This window comes from Mucilaginibacter terrenus (assembly GCF_003432065.1).
Lineage (GTDB): Bacteria > Bacteroidota > Bacteroidia > Sphingobacteriales > Sphingobacteriaceae > Mucilaginibacter > Mucilaginibacter terrenus.
In genome coordinates, this window is the sequence record NZ_QWDE01000001.1 from 1,246,436 (window position 1) to 1,261,047 (window position 14,612).

The 14,612-nt window shown below is 44.2% G+C and carries 17 protein-coding genes; 11 read left to right on the forward strand and 6 right to left on the reverse strand.

The window, feature by feature from the left end; all coding sequences use genetic code 11:
- Position 1: 1 nt before the first annotated feature.
- A complete protein-coding gene (locus tag DYU05_RS05475; protein ID WP_117381957.1) occupies positions 2-1,096 on the forward strand; it encodes a mechanosensitive ion channel family protein in 1,095 nt (364 codons plus the stop codon).
- Positions 1,097-1,477: 381 nt separating this feature from the next.
- Positions 1,478-2,635, forward strand: coding sequence for a UDP-galactopyranose mutase (glf, locus tag DYU05_RS05480; RefSeq protein ID WP_117381958.1), 1,158 nt, complete (start codon positions 1,478-1,480; stop codon positions 2,633-2,635).
- Between the two features lie 209 nt (positions 2,636-2,844).
- On the opposite strand, the gene DYU05_RS05485 is transcribed toward glf, so the two are convergent.
- Positions 2,845-3,180 carry a hypothetical protein gene (locus DYU05_RS05485; protein WP_117381959.1) on the reverse strand — a complete coding sequence of 112 codons (336 nt, stop codon included), beginning with the start codon at positions 3,178-3,180 and terminating at the stop codon, positions 2,845-2,847.
- 203 nt (positions 3,181-3,383) lie between these two features.
- Here DYU05_RS05485 and DYU05_RS05490 point away from each other — a divergent pair, with 203 nt between their 5' ends.
- Together DYU05_RS05490 and DYU05_RS05495 are read left to right on the forward strand one after the other, a co-directional pair.
- Complete coding sequence (locus tag DYU05_RS05490; RefSeq protein ID WP_117381960.1) at positions 3,384-3,641, forward strand: CHC2 zinc finger domain-containing protein; 258 nt, start codon at positions 3,384-3,386, stop codon at positions 3,639-3,641.
- A 119-nt stretch (positions 3,642-3,760) separates the two neighbouring features.
- Positions 3,761-4,837, forward strand: coding sequence for a spore photoproduct lyase family protein (locus DYU05_RS05495; RefSeq protein ID WP_117381961.1), 1,077 nt, complete (start codon positions 3,761-3,763; stop codon positions 4,835-4,837).
- Positions 4,838-4,855: 18 nt separating this feature from the next.
- Here DYU05_RS05495 and DYU05_RS05500 read toward each other — a convergent pair whose 3' ends face one another.
- The gene (locus DYU05_RS05500) at positions 4,856-5,212 is read right to left on the reverse strand and encodes a cupin domain-containing protein (protein ID WP_117381962.1); all 357 of its coding nucleotides are present in this window, start codon (positions 5,210-5,212) and stop codon (positions 4,856-4,858) included.
- A gap of 135 nt (positions 5,213-5,347) precedes the next feature.
- On the opposite strand from DYU05_RS05500, the gene DYU05_RS05505 reads away from it, so the two are divergent.
- Positions 5,348-5,947: a glycosyl-4,4'-diaponeurosporenoate acyltransferase CrtO family protein gene (locus tag DYU05_RS05505; RefSeq protein WP_117381963.1), complete on the forward strand. Its 600-nt coding sequence runs from the start codon at positions 5,348-5,350 to the stop codon at positions 5,945-5,947.
- Between the two features lie 87 nt (positions 5,948-6,034).
- Here the strand turns inward: DYU05_RS05505 and prfH are convergent, their stop codons facing one another.
- Both prfH and DYU05_RS05515 read right to left on the reverse strand, forming a co-directional pair.
- The gene (prfH, locus tag DYU05_RS05510; RefSeq protein WP_235853956.1) at positions 6,035-6,643 is read right to left on the reverse strand and encodes a peptide chain release factor H; all 609 of its coding nucleotides are present in this window, start codon (positions 6,641-6,643) and stop codon (positions 6,035-6,037) included.
- A 10-nt stretch (positions 6,644-6,653) separates the two neighbouring features.
- Positions 6,654-8,162 (reverse strand): RtcB family protein, encoded by a 1,509-nt coding sequence (locus tag DYU05_RS05515; protein WP_235853957.1) that lies wholly within the window; start codon positions 8,160-8,162, stop codon positions 6,654-6,656.
- A gap of 414 nt (positions 8,163-8,576) precedes the next feature.
- Here DYU05_RS05515 and DYU05_RS05520 point away from each other — a divergent pair, with 414 nt between their 5' ends.
- A complete protein-coding gene (locus tag DYU05_RS05520) occupies positions 8,577-10,109 on the forward strand; it encodes a DEAD/DEAH box helicase (RefSeq protein ID WP_117381965.1) in 1,533 nt (510 codons plus the stop codon).
- Here DYU05_RS05520 and DYU05_RS21540 read toward each other — a convergent pair.
- Both DYU05_RS21540 and DYU05_RS21545 read right to left on the reverse strand, forming a co-directional pair.
- Positions 10,093-10,374 carry a hypothetical protein gene (locus tag DYU05_RS21540; protein WP_449406637.1) on the reverse strand — a complete coding sequence of 94 codons (282 nt, stop codon included), beginning with the start codon at positions 10,372-10,374 and terminating at the stop codon, positions 10,093-10,095. The two genes, DYU05_RS05520 and DYU05_RS21540, sit on opposite strands and share 17 nt — an antisense overlap.
- Entirely contained in the window at positions 10,375-11,022 is a 648-nt protein-coding gene (locus tag DYU05_RS21545) for a helix-turn-helix transcriptional regulator (protein ID WP_449406636.1), read from the reverse strand.
- Here DYU05_RS21545 and DYU05_RS05530 point away from each other — a divergent pair.
- The 5 genes from DYU05_RS05530 to DYU05_RS05550 all read left to right on the forward strand — a co-directional run bounded on the left by DYU05_RS05530 (position 11,009) and on the right by DYU05_RS05550 (position 14,476).
- Complete coding sequence (locus DYU05_RS05530; RefSeq protein WP_235853958.1) at positions 11,009-11,356, forward strand: hypothetical protein; 348 nt, start codon at positions 11,009-11,011, stop codon at positions 11,354-11,356. The two genes, DYU05_RS21545 and DYU05_RS05530, sit on opposite strands and share 14 nt — an antisense overlap.
- Before the next feature lie 6 nt (positions 11,357-11,362).
- Positions 11,363-12,010 (forward strand): TetR/AcrR family transcriptional regulator, encoded by a 648-nt coding sequence (locus DYU05_RS05535; RefSeq protein WP_205771793.1) that lies wholly within the window; start codon positions 11,363-11,365, stop codon positions 12,008-12,010.
- A 67-nt stretch (positions 12,011-12,077) separates the two neighbouring features.
- Positions 12,078-12,872, forward strand: a complete 795-nt coding sequence (locus tag DYU05_RS05540) for a hypothetical protein (RefSeq protein ID WP_117381966.1) — start codon at positions 12,078-12,080, stop codon at positions 12,870-12,872.
- A 125-nt stretch (positions 12,873-12,997) separates the two neighbouring features.
- A complete protein-coding gene (locus DYU05_RS05545; RefSeq protein ID WP_117381967.1) occupies positions 12,998-13,540 on the forward strand; it encodes a hypothetical protein in 543 nt (180 codons plus the stop codon).
- 174 nt (positions 13,541-13,714) lie between these two features.
- Positions 13,715-14,476, forward strand: coding sequence for a hypothetical protein (locus tag DYU05_RS05550; protein WP_117381968.1), 762 nt, complete (start codon positions 13,715-13,717; stop codon positions 14,474-14,476).
- The last annotated feature ends 136 nt before the right edge of the window (positions 14,477-14,612 follow it).

A 14,612-nucleotide genomic window follows, 5' to 3' on the forward strand; every position in this document is an offset into this window, starting at 1 on the left:
GATGGGGGATAAACTAAACTTATGGGCGAAACACCTGCCACATTGGTTGTGGAACCTGCTGGTTATCGGGTTTGTATTGCTGATAGGCTTTGTTGTAAAGTGGGTTATAACAATCCTGCTTAATTACTACAAAAATAAAAAAGACGAAGATTACTCTTTCTTCAGATCTGTAATTACACGTCTCAGCAGGCCGCTTAATCATTTTGTCCCGCTGCTTACGCTTAACATCTTGCTGCCATACCTGGCGTTAAAAGATGGCTATATAGACGATGTTAAGCGCTGGGCTGGAATAATGCTGGTGATTTCTTTCGCCAGTTTAGTAATGAACGGCATCAGGATCTTGGAGGATTATGTTTATCACAAATACAATTTCAACAAAGCAGACAACCTAAAAGAACGAAAAATACGCACGCAACTGCAGTTTGTACGGAAGCTGGCCAATGTGCTTATTATACTACTTACACTGGCGCTTATACTGTTGAGCTTCGAGAGTGTGCGTAAGATAGGTGCCGGTTTGTTAACCGGCGTTGGTATTGGTGGTATAATAGTTGGCTTTGCCGCGCAGAAATCTCTTGGCAATTTGCTGGCGGGGTTCCAGATAGCGTTTACGCAGCCCATCCGGATTGATGATGTACTGGTTGTAGAAGGTGAATGGGGCCGTGTTGAAGATATAACGCTAACCTATGTGGTATTAAATATATGGGATCAGCGCAGGCTAATACTTCCCATCAACTACTTTATAGAAAAGCCATTTCAAAACTGGACGCGCACCACATCGGAGTTGCTGGGTACAGTGTTTTTGTATGTAGATCATACCGTTCCGGTGGATAAACTAAGGGAAGAACTTACACGGCTTTTAAACAACACGCCACTTTGGGATAAACGAGTTGGGATATTACAAGTTACTGACGTTAAAGAAGCTACAATTGAACTAAGGGCTTTAGTAAGTGCAGTAAACTCTTCTACCGCGTTTGACCTTAGATGCTACATCAGGGAAAATTTGATCAAGTACCTGGCAGAAAATCACGAAGGTAGCCTGCCAAAACGACGACTCGCTATCGATCAGCCGCCAATGCCCGCTAAACCAGATCACTGATAAACACGGATACTTGTGGACCTTTGTGTATAATCGATTTACGTATCTATCAACCAATCTTATTAGCACTACCCCATTATTGTAAATAGGAGCTGAACGCCAGCCGTGGGTGGTTTGTTATAACTCTTTGTAGGAATTTCTTTTTAAGATAATTTATAAATTATTTAAAAACTTTCCCTTTAATTTTTGTTTAAGTTAAACAATCATACTCAGCCGAATACTTATGGTTATTTACTAATAATGCTTTGTTTGCTGTAGCTTTTTACACAGATAAATGCGAATTAATGCTGAAACAATCTCCGGGTAATGTGGGATTATAATGCAGAGCCCAAGCTATCAAAGGCCGGCTAATATATACTATTGCCAACAGCAAAATTGAATATGGAATTTAGAACTACTTATAATTACCTTATTGTGGGATCGGGTTTATTTGGAGCAGTGTTTGCCCATGAAGCAAACAAAAGAGGTAAAAAATGCCTGGTTATTGATAAGCGACAACATGCTGGTGGCAACGTTTTTTGTGAAAACCGAGAAGACATTAACGTACATAAATACGGCGCCCACATCTTTCACACCAATGACAAAGACATTTGGGACTACGTAAACTCTTTTGTAGAATTTAACAGGTATACCAACAGCCCGCTCGCTGTGTATAAAGATGAGGTTTACAATCTTCCTTTTAACATGAACACGTTTTATCGCTTATGGAAAACGTTTACTCCTGAAGAAGCAAAAGAAAAAATCAGGGAGCAAATAGAGCATCTGAACATAACAGAACCCGCCAATCTTGAAGAACAGGCACTCTCTCTGGTGGGAACGGATATTTATGAAAAACTTATAAAGGGTTATACCGAAAAGCAATGGGGCCGGGCTGCCACTGAACTACCTGCGTTTATTATCAAACGTTTACCTGTACGTTTTACTTACGACAATAACTACTTTAATGATAAGTACCAAGGCATACCTATTGGTGGCTATAACAAACTTGTAGACGGGCTATTGGATGGCATTGAGGTAAGACTTGGGGTAGATTATTTCGAAAATCGTGAAGAGTGGGACAAGTTGGCTCCTAAAATCATCTTTACAGGCAAGATAGATGAATACTACAATTACCAGTTTGGCCAATTGGAGTACCGCAGTTTGCATTTTGAACACGAAGTACATGATAAAGAGAACTATCAGGGCAATGCAGTGGTAAATTACACCGAAGCCCACATTCCGTACACCCGCATTATAGAGCATAAACATTTTGAATTTGGCACACAGCCCAACACGGTAATCACCAAAGAGTATCCGTCTGAATGGACAGCTGATAAAGAGCCCTATTACCCTGTAAATGATGCTAAAAACTCAGAAGTGTATAAACAATATCAGCAACTGGCGCGCAAGGAAGACAATGTAATATTTGGCGGCAGATTAGCCGAGTACAAATATTATGATATGCACCAGGTAATAGGCTCGGCGCTGAAAAAGGTAAAAGATCATTTTGCTGAGACAGAACCAGCTCACAAAGACAGCAATAGCAGTCACAACATTTAACAAGCGGGAATTCACTGTGGTGTTTTATTGTTTACAACACTACAACTTGTACAAATACGTTTACGATGTACTACTAAACAAAGCAGATGACTTAACCTTTTTCTAGGCGGAGAATTATCCTAAAAGAACCAAATAACCACAAGTACCAGCGTGGCGGTAAAAATAGCTATTGTTGTATTTAACTAAGGTTTCAATACATTATCACCACCCTAATCTAGCCCGGGTGCTAATAGGTCAGGGTCTACAGCACCTTCATTGCTGCGGGTGATCTTATGAAGATTAAACAACATCACCGCATCTACCTCCCTGCCGGTCAGCAATCCGCGGTCGAACAAACCGTAGAGGATAGTTTGTACTTCCTGACCACAAGATCCGGTACCCAGGCCAGGCTCCAGTTCCTCAAGTTTAGCCAGTACATCTTCTGGTGTCCCCTCGCCAATTTGGCCGAGCGCGTAAATAATCTTATCCTGCAGTGTGTCTTCATTATGGTATGCTGCAGGCACGTGTAACGGTTTATATTCTTCCCTGAACTGCTCGTCTGTCATAATCGGTGGTTTAGCACTTTAACAGTCGATAAATGAAATAGTTCTTCCACTTTGATGCATCTCTAACCAGTATTTGTAACGATCTAACGAAGGCATAATCCGCCTTAAACCTGATTAAAGGCCTTTTTATCCACAATTAGCTTTACAGCACTTGTTAAATGCACACATAATTTTATTTTCGCAGGAGAATACAAGAACTAGCTATGTCTGCACAACTAAACCTGGTGGAAACTATTTCCAGGTATGTTACCCTACAACCCGGCCGCAAAGCGCTTAAAGGAAAATGTCCTTTTCATCGTGATGAGATGAGCTCGCTGATGGTTATACCTGACCGTGACATTTTTAAATGCTTCGGCTGCGGAGCAGAAGGCGGCACAATTGAGTTTTTGATGCTGCTTGAAAATAAAACCCGCACCCAGGTAGTTGAAGACCTCGGGAGGCGTACCTTTTCGGCACAGTAATTTAAATTTATCAATGTGTTCAACTAAGCTGCAAAAACGCTAAGGGCTAAACAAGCATTCCCCTGCAGTAATACTTACAACTATCTTGTTTATGGTATGATACGTGTTAAGCATTAAATATGTTGCACGAAAAGACCATTGACCACCTGCTTGCCATACACGAGATTTACCATGAACCTAATGTCCGTGAATTTGCGCGAGGTAGGGAAATACTGGCTAAATATCCTGATGCCAAACTGATAGAAGTGCCAGCCCATAACCAAATACCCGAACTGTTTGGCTTTGAAGGATCTGTGGAGGATTGGCTCTGGAATAAAAAGAATGTACTAATTTTAGGTACCAAAAAGGGGCTTTCTGCAAGGCCAAATACCCGCAGCTCTCACTGGGTGGCGCCCTCACAAAGCAACGGCTGCGCTATGTCGTGCTCGTATTGCTATGTGCCGAGGCGAAAAGGGTATGCAAACCCTATAACCACTTTTGTAAACATTGAACAGATTATGGGCTACCTTACCCGGCATGCTGCAAGGCAGGGTAAAAAGCTTATACCTGATGAGACCGACCCTGAGTATTGGGTGTACGAGATTGGCGAAAACGGCGACTGCTCTGCAGACGCTGCTATTTGCGACAATGTAAAGGACTTAGTAAAGCTGTACACTACCTTGCCAAACGCCAAATTAACATTTGCAACAAAGTTTGTGAACCGGGAGATGTTAAACTATGATCCGCAGCGCAAAACGCGGATACGTTTTAGCCTGATGCCGCACCAGATGTCTAAACTGGTGGATGTGCGCACCACACCAATAAGCGACCGTATAGCAGTAATGAACGAGTTTAGAGAAGCAGGTTATGAAGTTACCGCAAGCTTTGCCCCGGTTATTTACTATGAGGGTTGGTTGGATGACTGGCGTAAACTTTTTGACGAGTTGAACGCAGTATTGGATGATCAAACAAAAAGGCAGCTGTCTACCGAGATCATCTTTCTGACACACAACCAGGGATTACATGATGTTAATTTGTTATGGCATCCCAAAGCCGAAGAAGTACTATGGCGACCGGATATACAGCAGGTAAAATATAGCCAGAGCGGACAGCGAAATGTACGGTACAAGAACAACCTGAAACGCGAGTTGGTAGACGAGCTTGTAGCCTTGTGTGCCGAGATGATACCCTACTGTACCATCAGGTATGCATTTTGATGCAGAAGTAGTTTATATCTAGTCTGCAACAAAGTTTACGGGCTGCTCTTCACTAAAGGTAACGTACACGCGTTTCCATGGGTTATCGTCAACTAATTTCCACTTGTGGGCAGTGCCTGTTGTATCCATAGCAATCAATATCTCTCCTGGTTTTAAAATAAAAATTTCACCCAGGAACGTCTCAAATTGTAATATACCATCAATAGATATAACGTACTGTTCTGCCGGGGCGTTATGCCAATTGTAAAACGAGTGCGGTGGCGACTCCTGGAAACGGATTGAAGTTACCAGGTTAAATACACCCTCGGCAACATGCCCAGTTTGTATATGCGAATGTCCGTCCGCGCCGGTGTATAGTTTATAAGCTTTTATCATAAGTACCGCTGTTTTAAGAAGCGATGATTTGTGCGAAAGTAAGCAAGAATTTTGACAGGCACCTTTGCGTAATTATATAGAGTTGTTTTATCGGTATCTTGATTTTTATGTAACCAAATGTTATGTTTACAACATATGCCTGCCCAATTACAATCAACATTAAGTAAGACCCTGATAATCCTGATCAGCATTGTTGTTGCCGCATTAATAACTGCCTTTACAATGTTTAGAGCTGGCGTTCATTCCTTCCTTTTCGCCTGGACGGTCAACTTTATGCTGATGCTTTGTGTATCTGTTGTTATGCAAACTTTAAAACCCGAACTATCTTTTTCTTACTTCACTACTCGCAACTTCGAAAAAAAAGGAGTTATATACGAGTGGTTTGGTGTACATGCTTTCAGAAAAATGATGGTATTAACTGGGTGGGAAAAGCTTCACAAGAAAGGTAACCCTGTAAAACCCGACCTGCAAGCTATTGAACAGCTGGAGTATAACACCCGCCAGGCAGAATTCAATCACCTCTCAATCTTTATTATTGTACAGATAATATGGATTTACGCTTGTGTGGTGCACTCATTTAAAGGAGCTATTTGGCTGCTTGTGTTGAATGTTTTGTTAAACCTGTATCCCATATTGGTACAACGATATAACAGGCCCAGGTTGCAACGAATTATCAGGCTGTACAAAAAGCACGCGACCGACAAAATTGCATCCGGCCACGTGCCCGTTAATTAGGTTGTTTACCCATTATATTTCCAAGGAAACTACAGCTCCTTTCACAAGCGAAGCGCATCTCGATCTTGGTAGCTACACCTAAATATTTCAAATTAAATCAGCCTTAATTGTTTTTACAGCATTTCCCCGCAGCAATATGTTGTGCTGCTGCCATTGGCTTTGCTGTTGCTCCATTAACGATTCTGTTTGCCAAAGCATTATCTTTGCTTCCAGCCGTTCCAGGCACAAGTTCTTGTTTTCGAGTTGAGATCGCGTATCCATTGCCATTACCTGTATGCCTGATGGCAGGTGCGTGCCCCGCACAGCGGTCTCTACTTTATTCACGTTTTGCCCACCCGGTCCGGAGGAGCGGCAAGTTTCCAGCTTAACATCTTTGGGGTTCCACTGCGTTAATTGTTTAACATCAAAGGCTGCTACGCCAACAAACCAGTTCTTCCGTTTATGATATCTGCGGTAAGGGCTTTGCGCTATCCATTGCACCGTTCCTATCCATGCATTTATAAAATCGGCAAGGTGTTTACCTGTAGCCATCATAGTTGCCGACAGCAACGTACCATTTAATTCGCCTTGTTTATTTTCCAGCACTTGCATGTCTATCCCCAACTGCTTTGCCTCCTGCATCATTAGCTGCTGTACCCGGGCAACAACCCGGCAGCATTCTGCCGGGCCTTTGCCCGAGGTAATTTGTATGATCATTTTTTCCATATTATTCTTTGTTCATTCTTACAATCCTCGGAAGAAACTTACCCTGGATTTCCACCAGCGATTGCTGTGCACTAATTACCGTGTCAATGTCCTTATAAGCCATCGGGTTTTCTTCCACTGTGCCGCCAATTAGGTTTACACCTGCGTTATTAAGCAGTTTCTTCATGGCAGAAACTGTAATACTGTCCTTGGCCTTTTGCCTGCTCATGGCCCTCCCGGCGCCGTGCGATGCGGAATACAAGCCATCACCGTTCCCCTTACCCGCTACAAGGTAGGCAGGCGCCGTCATGCTGCCCGGAATAATACCAAGTTCGCCTTTGTGAGCAGGCGTGGCACCCTTGCGGTGGATAACAACATCTTGGCCGTTTGGCAGTTGATCCTTCCACGCAAAGTTGTGGTGGTTTTCTACCACGTACAGGGCAGTCAGCCCTAATGCTTTTAAAAGGTTAGCGTGTATCCGTTCATGGCAAGCTTTTGCATAGTCGCCCGCTAGTGTCATGGTAAGCCAGTACTCCTGCCCTGCTTCGCTGTTCATGTCCAGCCAGGCCAATTGCTGTGCATGCTTTGGCAGTTTACAGGTATTCATAGCTATTTGAGTGTAGTGCCGCGCTATTGCCGAGCCCAAACCCCTGCTACCCGAATGCGTTAATAAAGCACTATACTTTTTAGCAGGCAACCCCAGGGAGTTATTTGCTAAAAGCTCTATCTCTCCAAACTCTACAAAGTGGTTTCCGTTGCCCGACGTTCCTAACTGTCGCACTGCCTTCCCTCGAAATGGTTTCAGAAAGCCTATCTCATTAAACACCGGGCTGTCCAGCACTTCATGCTCCTGCCGGGTATCGAGCCCTCCTTCCATACCAAAATGGGTGTAGTTTTTAAGTGCTTGTTTTATCTGATAATCATAACGTTTTAGATAGGCTTCACCCTCATCTATAATAGTTAAGGCCATACGGCAGCCGATGTCCATACCTACCGCATAGGGTATTACCGCATTATTTGTAGCCAGCACGCCGCCGATAGGCAGGCCAAAGCCCATGTGCGCATCGGGCATTAAGGCACCCTGTACGCTTACCGGCAACAAATTGGCAAGCTCCATTTGCTTTTTTGCAGCACTTTCTATACCCTTGCCACCGTAGGTTTTACAGTAAACAGGTTCCTGCCTTAGTTCAAACGTTTTAAAGGCAGGGCCATCCAGCTTACCTATTATCTTGGTGGCTATCTTTGTCGTTAGCTCATCGTCCAGAAATGCCTCCGGATCGTTTTTTATGTTCACCAGCAGGTCCAGCAGTTGTTGCTTACTGTGGTGTTTGAAGTTTTTAGCGGCTATACCAATAACCAGACTTCGCAGCTGGTCATTATCATACCCAATCTTACTCAGATCTTTTGTTTTTAAATTGCCCATGTGGGTTATGTCCATAAAGCCGGGCAAAGCTATTGAAAGCTGTACCGGCTGTTGTTTATACTTTGTTAAATGTTTGCCGCGCCGGATGAACATGGCACGGCCGTGCATGTGTGTTTAGCACATGTGATATTAAAATGGTGTTGATTTGTGTCAGTCCTTGATTAAGGACATACCCTCTAGGTAACGCTCAACCAGCCAAAAATTGGCAAGCAAAAATTTCAGGGCTACTATTGTAACCAGTATTTATTAGCATTAAAAAATACAGAATTTGCCTGCCTTGTTAGGCAATGAGCGGAAGGGGCGATATGTAGATTTGCTCTGTCATGAATCCTTGATATTAAATGGTTAACGGATCAGGAACTGCGCGCAAATATAGATATTATTATACAATGCCAAAATAATATCTTCTTCGTAGCAATTGTATCGATGATCTTTCATCAGGTACCGCCACTATTGGCTGAATTCTTGATTAGGATTACACATGCTCTGCCTGCTAAGGCATTGTTGTAATTACTAACCAGTATGAACACCACTACCAATTTGTTACCGAAACAAACACCAACAACATTATACGAATACCAGCAGAGAGATATTGATACGCTGTTCAATAAAATGGAACAGGCTGTATGCAATTACAAGCTGTTATACCAGCTACCTACGGGCGGCGGAAAAACGGTGATCTTTTCTGAAATAGCTAACCGTTTCATAAGTAAATACGGTCAAAAAGTAATGATCCTCACCCACCGTGCAGAGCTTTGCAATCAAACCTCATCTACTCTCAAAAGCCTGGGCATTAGGAATAAAGTAATTAACAGTGCCGTAAAAAAGCTAAGCAAAAGAGATAATTACGGCTGCTATGTAGCCATGGTGGAAACGCTTAACAACCGTATAAACGAGGGTGTCTTCAACACCAATGAAATAGGACTGGTGATTATAGACGAGGCGCATCATAACTCGTTCCAGAAGCTGCTGGACAAGTTTGACAACGCCCTTATTATAGGTGTAACGGCCACGCCTTACAGCTCCGATATCACCTCCCCTATGCGCGACACGTATAACGAACTGGTGATTGGTGAAAGCATCAGCGCATTAATTAGTCAGGGCTTCCTGGCCAAGCCAACCATATGGCGGTATGATGTTGAACTAAATACCTTACACACCGGCACTCACGGCGACTTCACTACAAGCACATCTGATGAACTTTATGCTTCACCGGCTATGCTGGACCTGCTGCTGCACGCTTATGAAGCACATTCAAAAAATAAGAAGACGCTGATATTTAACAACGGAATTTTCGCCTCTAAAGCGGTTTGTAAAATGTTCAATGATGCCGGTTACCCCGTCCGCCACCTGGACAGCGAAACCCCTGCGGCAGAACGTGAAGAAATTTTAAAGTGGCTGAAGAAAACCCGAGGAGCGATACTCACCTCTGTATCTATCTTAACTACCGGGTTTGACGAGCCAACCATACAAACCGTAATATTACACCGCGCCACTACTTCATTAACGTTATACCACCAGATGATTGGCCGCGGATCGCGAAAGCTGCCTAACAAGAAGAACTTCACCGTTATAGACCTGGGCAACAATACAGAACGGTTTGGAGCATGGAACGCCACTGTTGACTGGCAGTACGTGTTTGACAAGCCCGAAGAGTATTGCGAAAGCATCCACTGCCAAACCAGCCACGAGGCGCACAGCATGCCGTCGGAGATGCGCTCAAAGTTCCCGAATAGCCTGGAGCTGTCTTTTGACATCCAAACGGCTTACCAGGAGGCAATGGATAGTCACCAAAAAGCAAGCACTGTTATTAACGCCTCTATTCAGCAACATGTACAGATGTGTGCAGATAACAGCGAGACCATTACCGAAGCATTGGCACTGGCCGGCGAACTGGATAAAGAGATAGACTGGCGTGTAAAACAATATGGCAAGTGCTTGGGCAAAGTAACCAAGAACTACCTGGAGTGGCTTCGCGATGATTACAAATCTAAACTGGAGGTACTGATACAAAAAGTAATGAGCAAGCGCATGTCGCTTAAGGTTGCGGTTTAGCGGAGTTGTCGTCAGGTTCATCCATATCGGGCTTGGTAGCTTCGTAATTGGCCAGCGTTTTGGCAAGCTGCTTTTTGATTTGCTTCACCAATGCTTTGGGTCCAAACACCCTCATCTTAGAACCGAAGCCCAGCAGCTCGCGTTCCAGCTCGAAGTTCAGTATCACTTTAATGCTGAAGATTTTCCCGCCGTCATCTTCGCCCAGCAGCTTCTGTGTATGATGCAGCGGTTTGGTAATTACATATGGGGCGTGTGCGTTATCTATTCAAAAGATTACCTCGCAATCCCGCTGACCCGGGGACTTGGTAACCCCCAGCACATCGTTGTAATACGTGGCAAGGTCAATATCCTTGTTCTCCCGGTAATCGTCGTTATGCTCTTCAACGGTTTGTATGTGGTCTAAGGCTAACGTCAGTAGCGGAGCATTCCGCTTGTGCGATCGCCCCAGTACAAACCACCGGTTACGGTATTCTTTTAACAGGTACCCGCTAAAGCAAAAGGTACTGGCTTCACGTGCTTTAAACGACTGGTAAGTAATACACATCGTCTTTTTCGCTACAATGGCTTTACGTATTACTTCTATCCATTCCAAACCCTTAAGATTATCGTTCTTCTCGAAATCAATCACCGGCGGGCTATGCGTGTTTTGGGTATAGATCTTATCTTCCAGCTTACTCACCATCTCGTTAAGATCAGTAAAGTGGTTAAAGCCTTTAAACTGCTTTAACAGGCCAGACACTTCGCTCAGTACCTGCATATCCTGCTGGTTTATTGGACTATTGGTGATACTATAATCTTTATCGCTGTAGGTGTAATACTTTTTGTCGACCACTACAATCGGCGCCTCATAGCCCACTGTTAACCACGCGGGTGCTAAAGCATTTACGCTGTCGCCGGAAATGGAACTATACACCGCCGTGGTTACCTGGAGCTTGAACGACTCATTTTATGAAAAGGACCAGGAGCGTTTAACACGCCTACAAAAACTGATCTCTGCGTGCAACCCGGTGTTTGTGGGTAAACTGGCCGTTTATGCCCGCACAAAAATGTATATGCGTTCGGTGCCGCTGGTGCTGGTTACCGAATTGGCTAAGTTGCACTCGGGCGACGGTTTGGTCGCACGGGTTACCGATGGCGTGATCGGCCGTGCCGATGAGATCACTGAGTTGCTGGCCTGCTACGAATTGCTGAACAAACGTACCGGCACTAAAAAGCTTTTTAAAAAATCCAACAAAAACTTTATTTAATGAACAATGTTCATTATACTTGCAACAAGTAAAAGCATGGGTACCGCCGATCGTAAAGCAAAAGAGAAAGAAGAGTTAAAGACACTGATCCTGGACAGTGCCCGTAAACTGTTCGTGGAACGGGGTATCGAACAGACCACCATCCGCAGTATTGCCAAGAATATTGATTACAGCATCGGTACAGTGTATGTTTACTTCAGGGACAAGAACGCTATCCTGAACGAACTGCATAGTATTGGTTTTGCGCAGCTGGGCAGCCAGTTCCAGGTGCTGGCCCATGTAGAAAGCCCTATGGAGCGCCTGATTGCCATGGGCCGCTTGTACATCAAGTTTGCAATGGAAAACCCGGATATGTACGAGCTGATGTTTACCCTAAAGGCGCCTATGGAAGTTTTAAGCCAGGCAAAGAACGAGGAATGGGACGAAGGACTGTCGGCTTTTACGGTATTAAAAACAACCGTGGAGCAATGCATCCACCAGGGGCATTTCACAGGGCACCAGGCAGAACCGCTTACCTTCATGATCTGGAGTTTGGTTCACGGCATGTGCAGCCTCCACATCAGCGACCGTGCAAACGGCGTGCACCTGCAGAACGCGGACGGCATCGTAACTGCCGGGTTCGAAGAATTTTTAAAAATACTGAAGAAGCTATAGCTATTTTTTTGCTTCGTTAATGAACAATGTTCAATAAATAAACAATGATTATTAAACTTAATTAAATATGAAAAATCTCTTATTAAACACTTTCACCCTAAACGGTTTTGTAACCGAACTACGGGCCAGGAACGAAGTACTGTTCTATTTCGGGTTGCTGTGCCTGCTTTGCGCCGTAGTGTTTTTGTTTGCCGCCAGGGTAAGCCAGGTACAGGTTTCGGGCACCAACGCCTGGTACAAGCCCCTAAAGTTTGCCTTGTCTATCGGCATCTACTGCTTTACAATGGCCTGGTACGCCTGGTACCTGCGCCTGCCCGGGCAGGTGAGTTTGTATAGCTGGGTTACCGTTGTGCTGCTTGGGTTCGAGTTGTTTTATATCACCTTCCAGGCCGGGCGCGGGCAGCTATCACATTACAACCGCAGCACGCCCCTGTACGCCGCGCTTTACAGCGGTATGGCACTGGCTGCCACCGCCGTTACATTGTACACCGGTTATATTGGCATTTTGTTTTGCAGCAGGCCGCTCCCCTACCTGCCCGATTATTACCTCTGGGCCATTCGCATCAGTATCTTCTTGTTCGTTGTTTTCGCGATGGAAGGCGCGGTAATGGGCGGCCGGATGTCGCATACCATAGGCGGTACCGACACCGGCGGCGGCTTGCCCTTCCTGAACTGGAGCCGCCAGTTTGGCGACCCTCGTATAGCCCACTTTGTAGGCATGCATGCTTTACAACTCCTGCCCCTGGTGGCCTTCTACCTGGTAAAGAACGTGCGCTTTACGCTGCTGTTTGGCGCTGTTTACGCGCTATTGGCCGTGCTGGTACTCATTCAGGCATTAAACGGAAGGCCATTGGTAAAATGATGTTATTTCTCTACCCCGCGGAAGGGTATTGTTTATAGTGGTTACCTGAGCCGTGAACGGCGTACCCACGGGAGAAACCGGAAGATTAAGTATATTAGGAACATAAACCGGGAACAACTTTTATAATGACTTCTTCTCCACAGGTACAAGATCTTAAACTACTGCTCAGCGTATTTCGCGAAGGGCTTATACAGGGGGTGATTTCTAAAGAAGAGATTGTAGCCTGGGCAGATCAGCTTATTGAGGAAGCAGATGAACCGGACTACTTTTTAATGGAGTTAGCGCTTTGTAACGATGTTAATTGTCTCGTTGAATTATTAGACAAACATGTTATACCAACAGCTAATCCTATACGTGATAGAGTGCTTTTAGCACTTGTATACCAAAGGCTGCCCATTGATGAAGTTAAAGAAGTAGAAAGGGTAGCAAATCTGGTTGATAACATATTATCAGCAAAGAAATTAACTGATTTTGAAAATAGCTCCATCTACACATTTGATGATTACTATGTACATTACCCACCAGAATTTCGGGAGTTAAAGGTTGAATTAAAGAACTTTTTAACTATCTACAATCCTTTTACACTTCAAAATTATACCCATTGGGTTAATATTAATGAACAGGTGCTAGAATTATTGAAGGAGAAAGAATCACAGATAAGGAGTTGAAAGAAGTTGTTCAAATAAACCGATAAACGGCTAAACTGAAAACAGCAGCCGCTTAAATGCATTATCATCACATCTGGTTATCGTACGCGACACTCTGCCACACCAGAGTTGGCGCACGTGAGTGAGCGACAAGGATGACTATATTAAAAACATAAACCGGGAACAACTTTTATAATGACTTCTTCTCCACAGGTACAAGATTTAAAGCCACTGCTCAGCGTATTTCGAGAGGGGCTTATACGTGGGGTGATATCTAAAGAGGAAATTGTAGCCTGGGCAGATCAGCGTATTGAGGAGGCAGATGAACCTGACTATTTTTTAATTGAGATATCGCTTAGTCGCGACATTAACGGACTTGTTGAAGTGTTTAACAAGCATGTAGAACCGACGGATGATCCCATATATATCAGGACGCTTTTAGGCCACATATACCACAAGCAACCGATTTATGATATCAACGAAGTAGAAAATATAGCGGCGTTAGTGGGCAGCCTTTATTCGCCGCTAAAACTAACCGCTTTTGAGAATAGCACCATTTACAATTTTGATGAATATGTTATCTTTTATTTACCCGATTCAACGCAGCTGCAAGTAGAACTGATTAATTTTCTGTCTATGTATAAAGCATTTACACTTGATAATTACGACCAATGGGCTGATATTAACGAGCAGGTATTAGAGTTGCTAAAGGTAGAGGAAGCGAGTGCAGAGGAGTTAGATGAATTGATTTTCAGAGCTAAGTTAAAAAAAGATAAACGGCGGAAATGGAGACGGAAGCTGGTTGCAGGCGCGCTACTCTTAGTCCCTTTTGGCTTCGGTATTATCGTGATTAAGGTAGTTTTTCAACCAAGTGATAACAGGCTTTTGTTAGTTGGGTCAGGTTCGTGTTTTCTTGCCATGTTGGGACGCCAATTGCTGCAAAAAAGCGAAAAATAAGGGAACACTAACACCGCCTGACACTATCGCTGTTCCACGCGTAACAAGTTTACTGTTGATATGGCCTCGAATCTGTAAATACACACGCGGCAAGCGTGCGCCAGTGGCGGCGGCGATTGCGGTAACAGGACGTTCA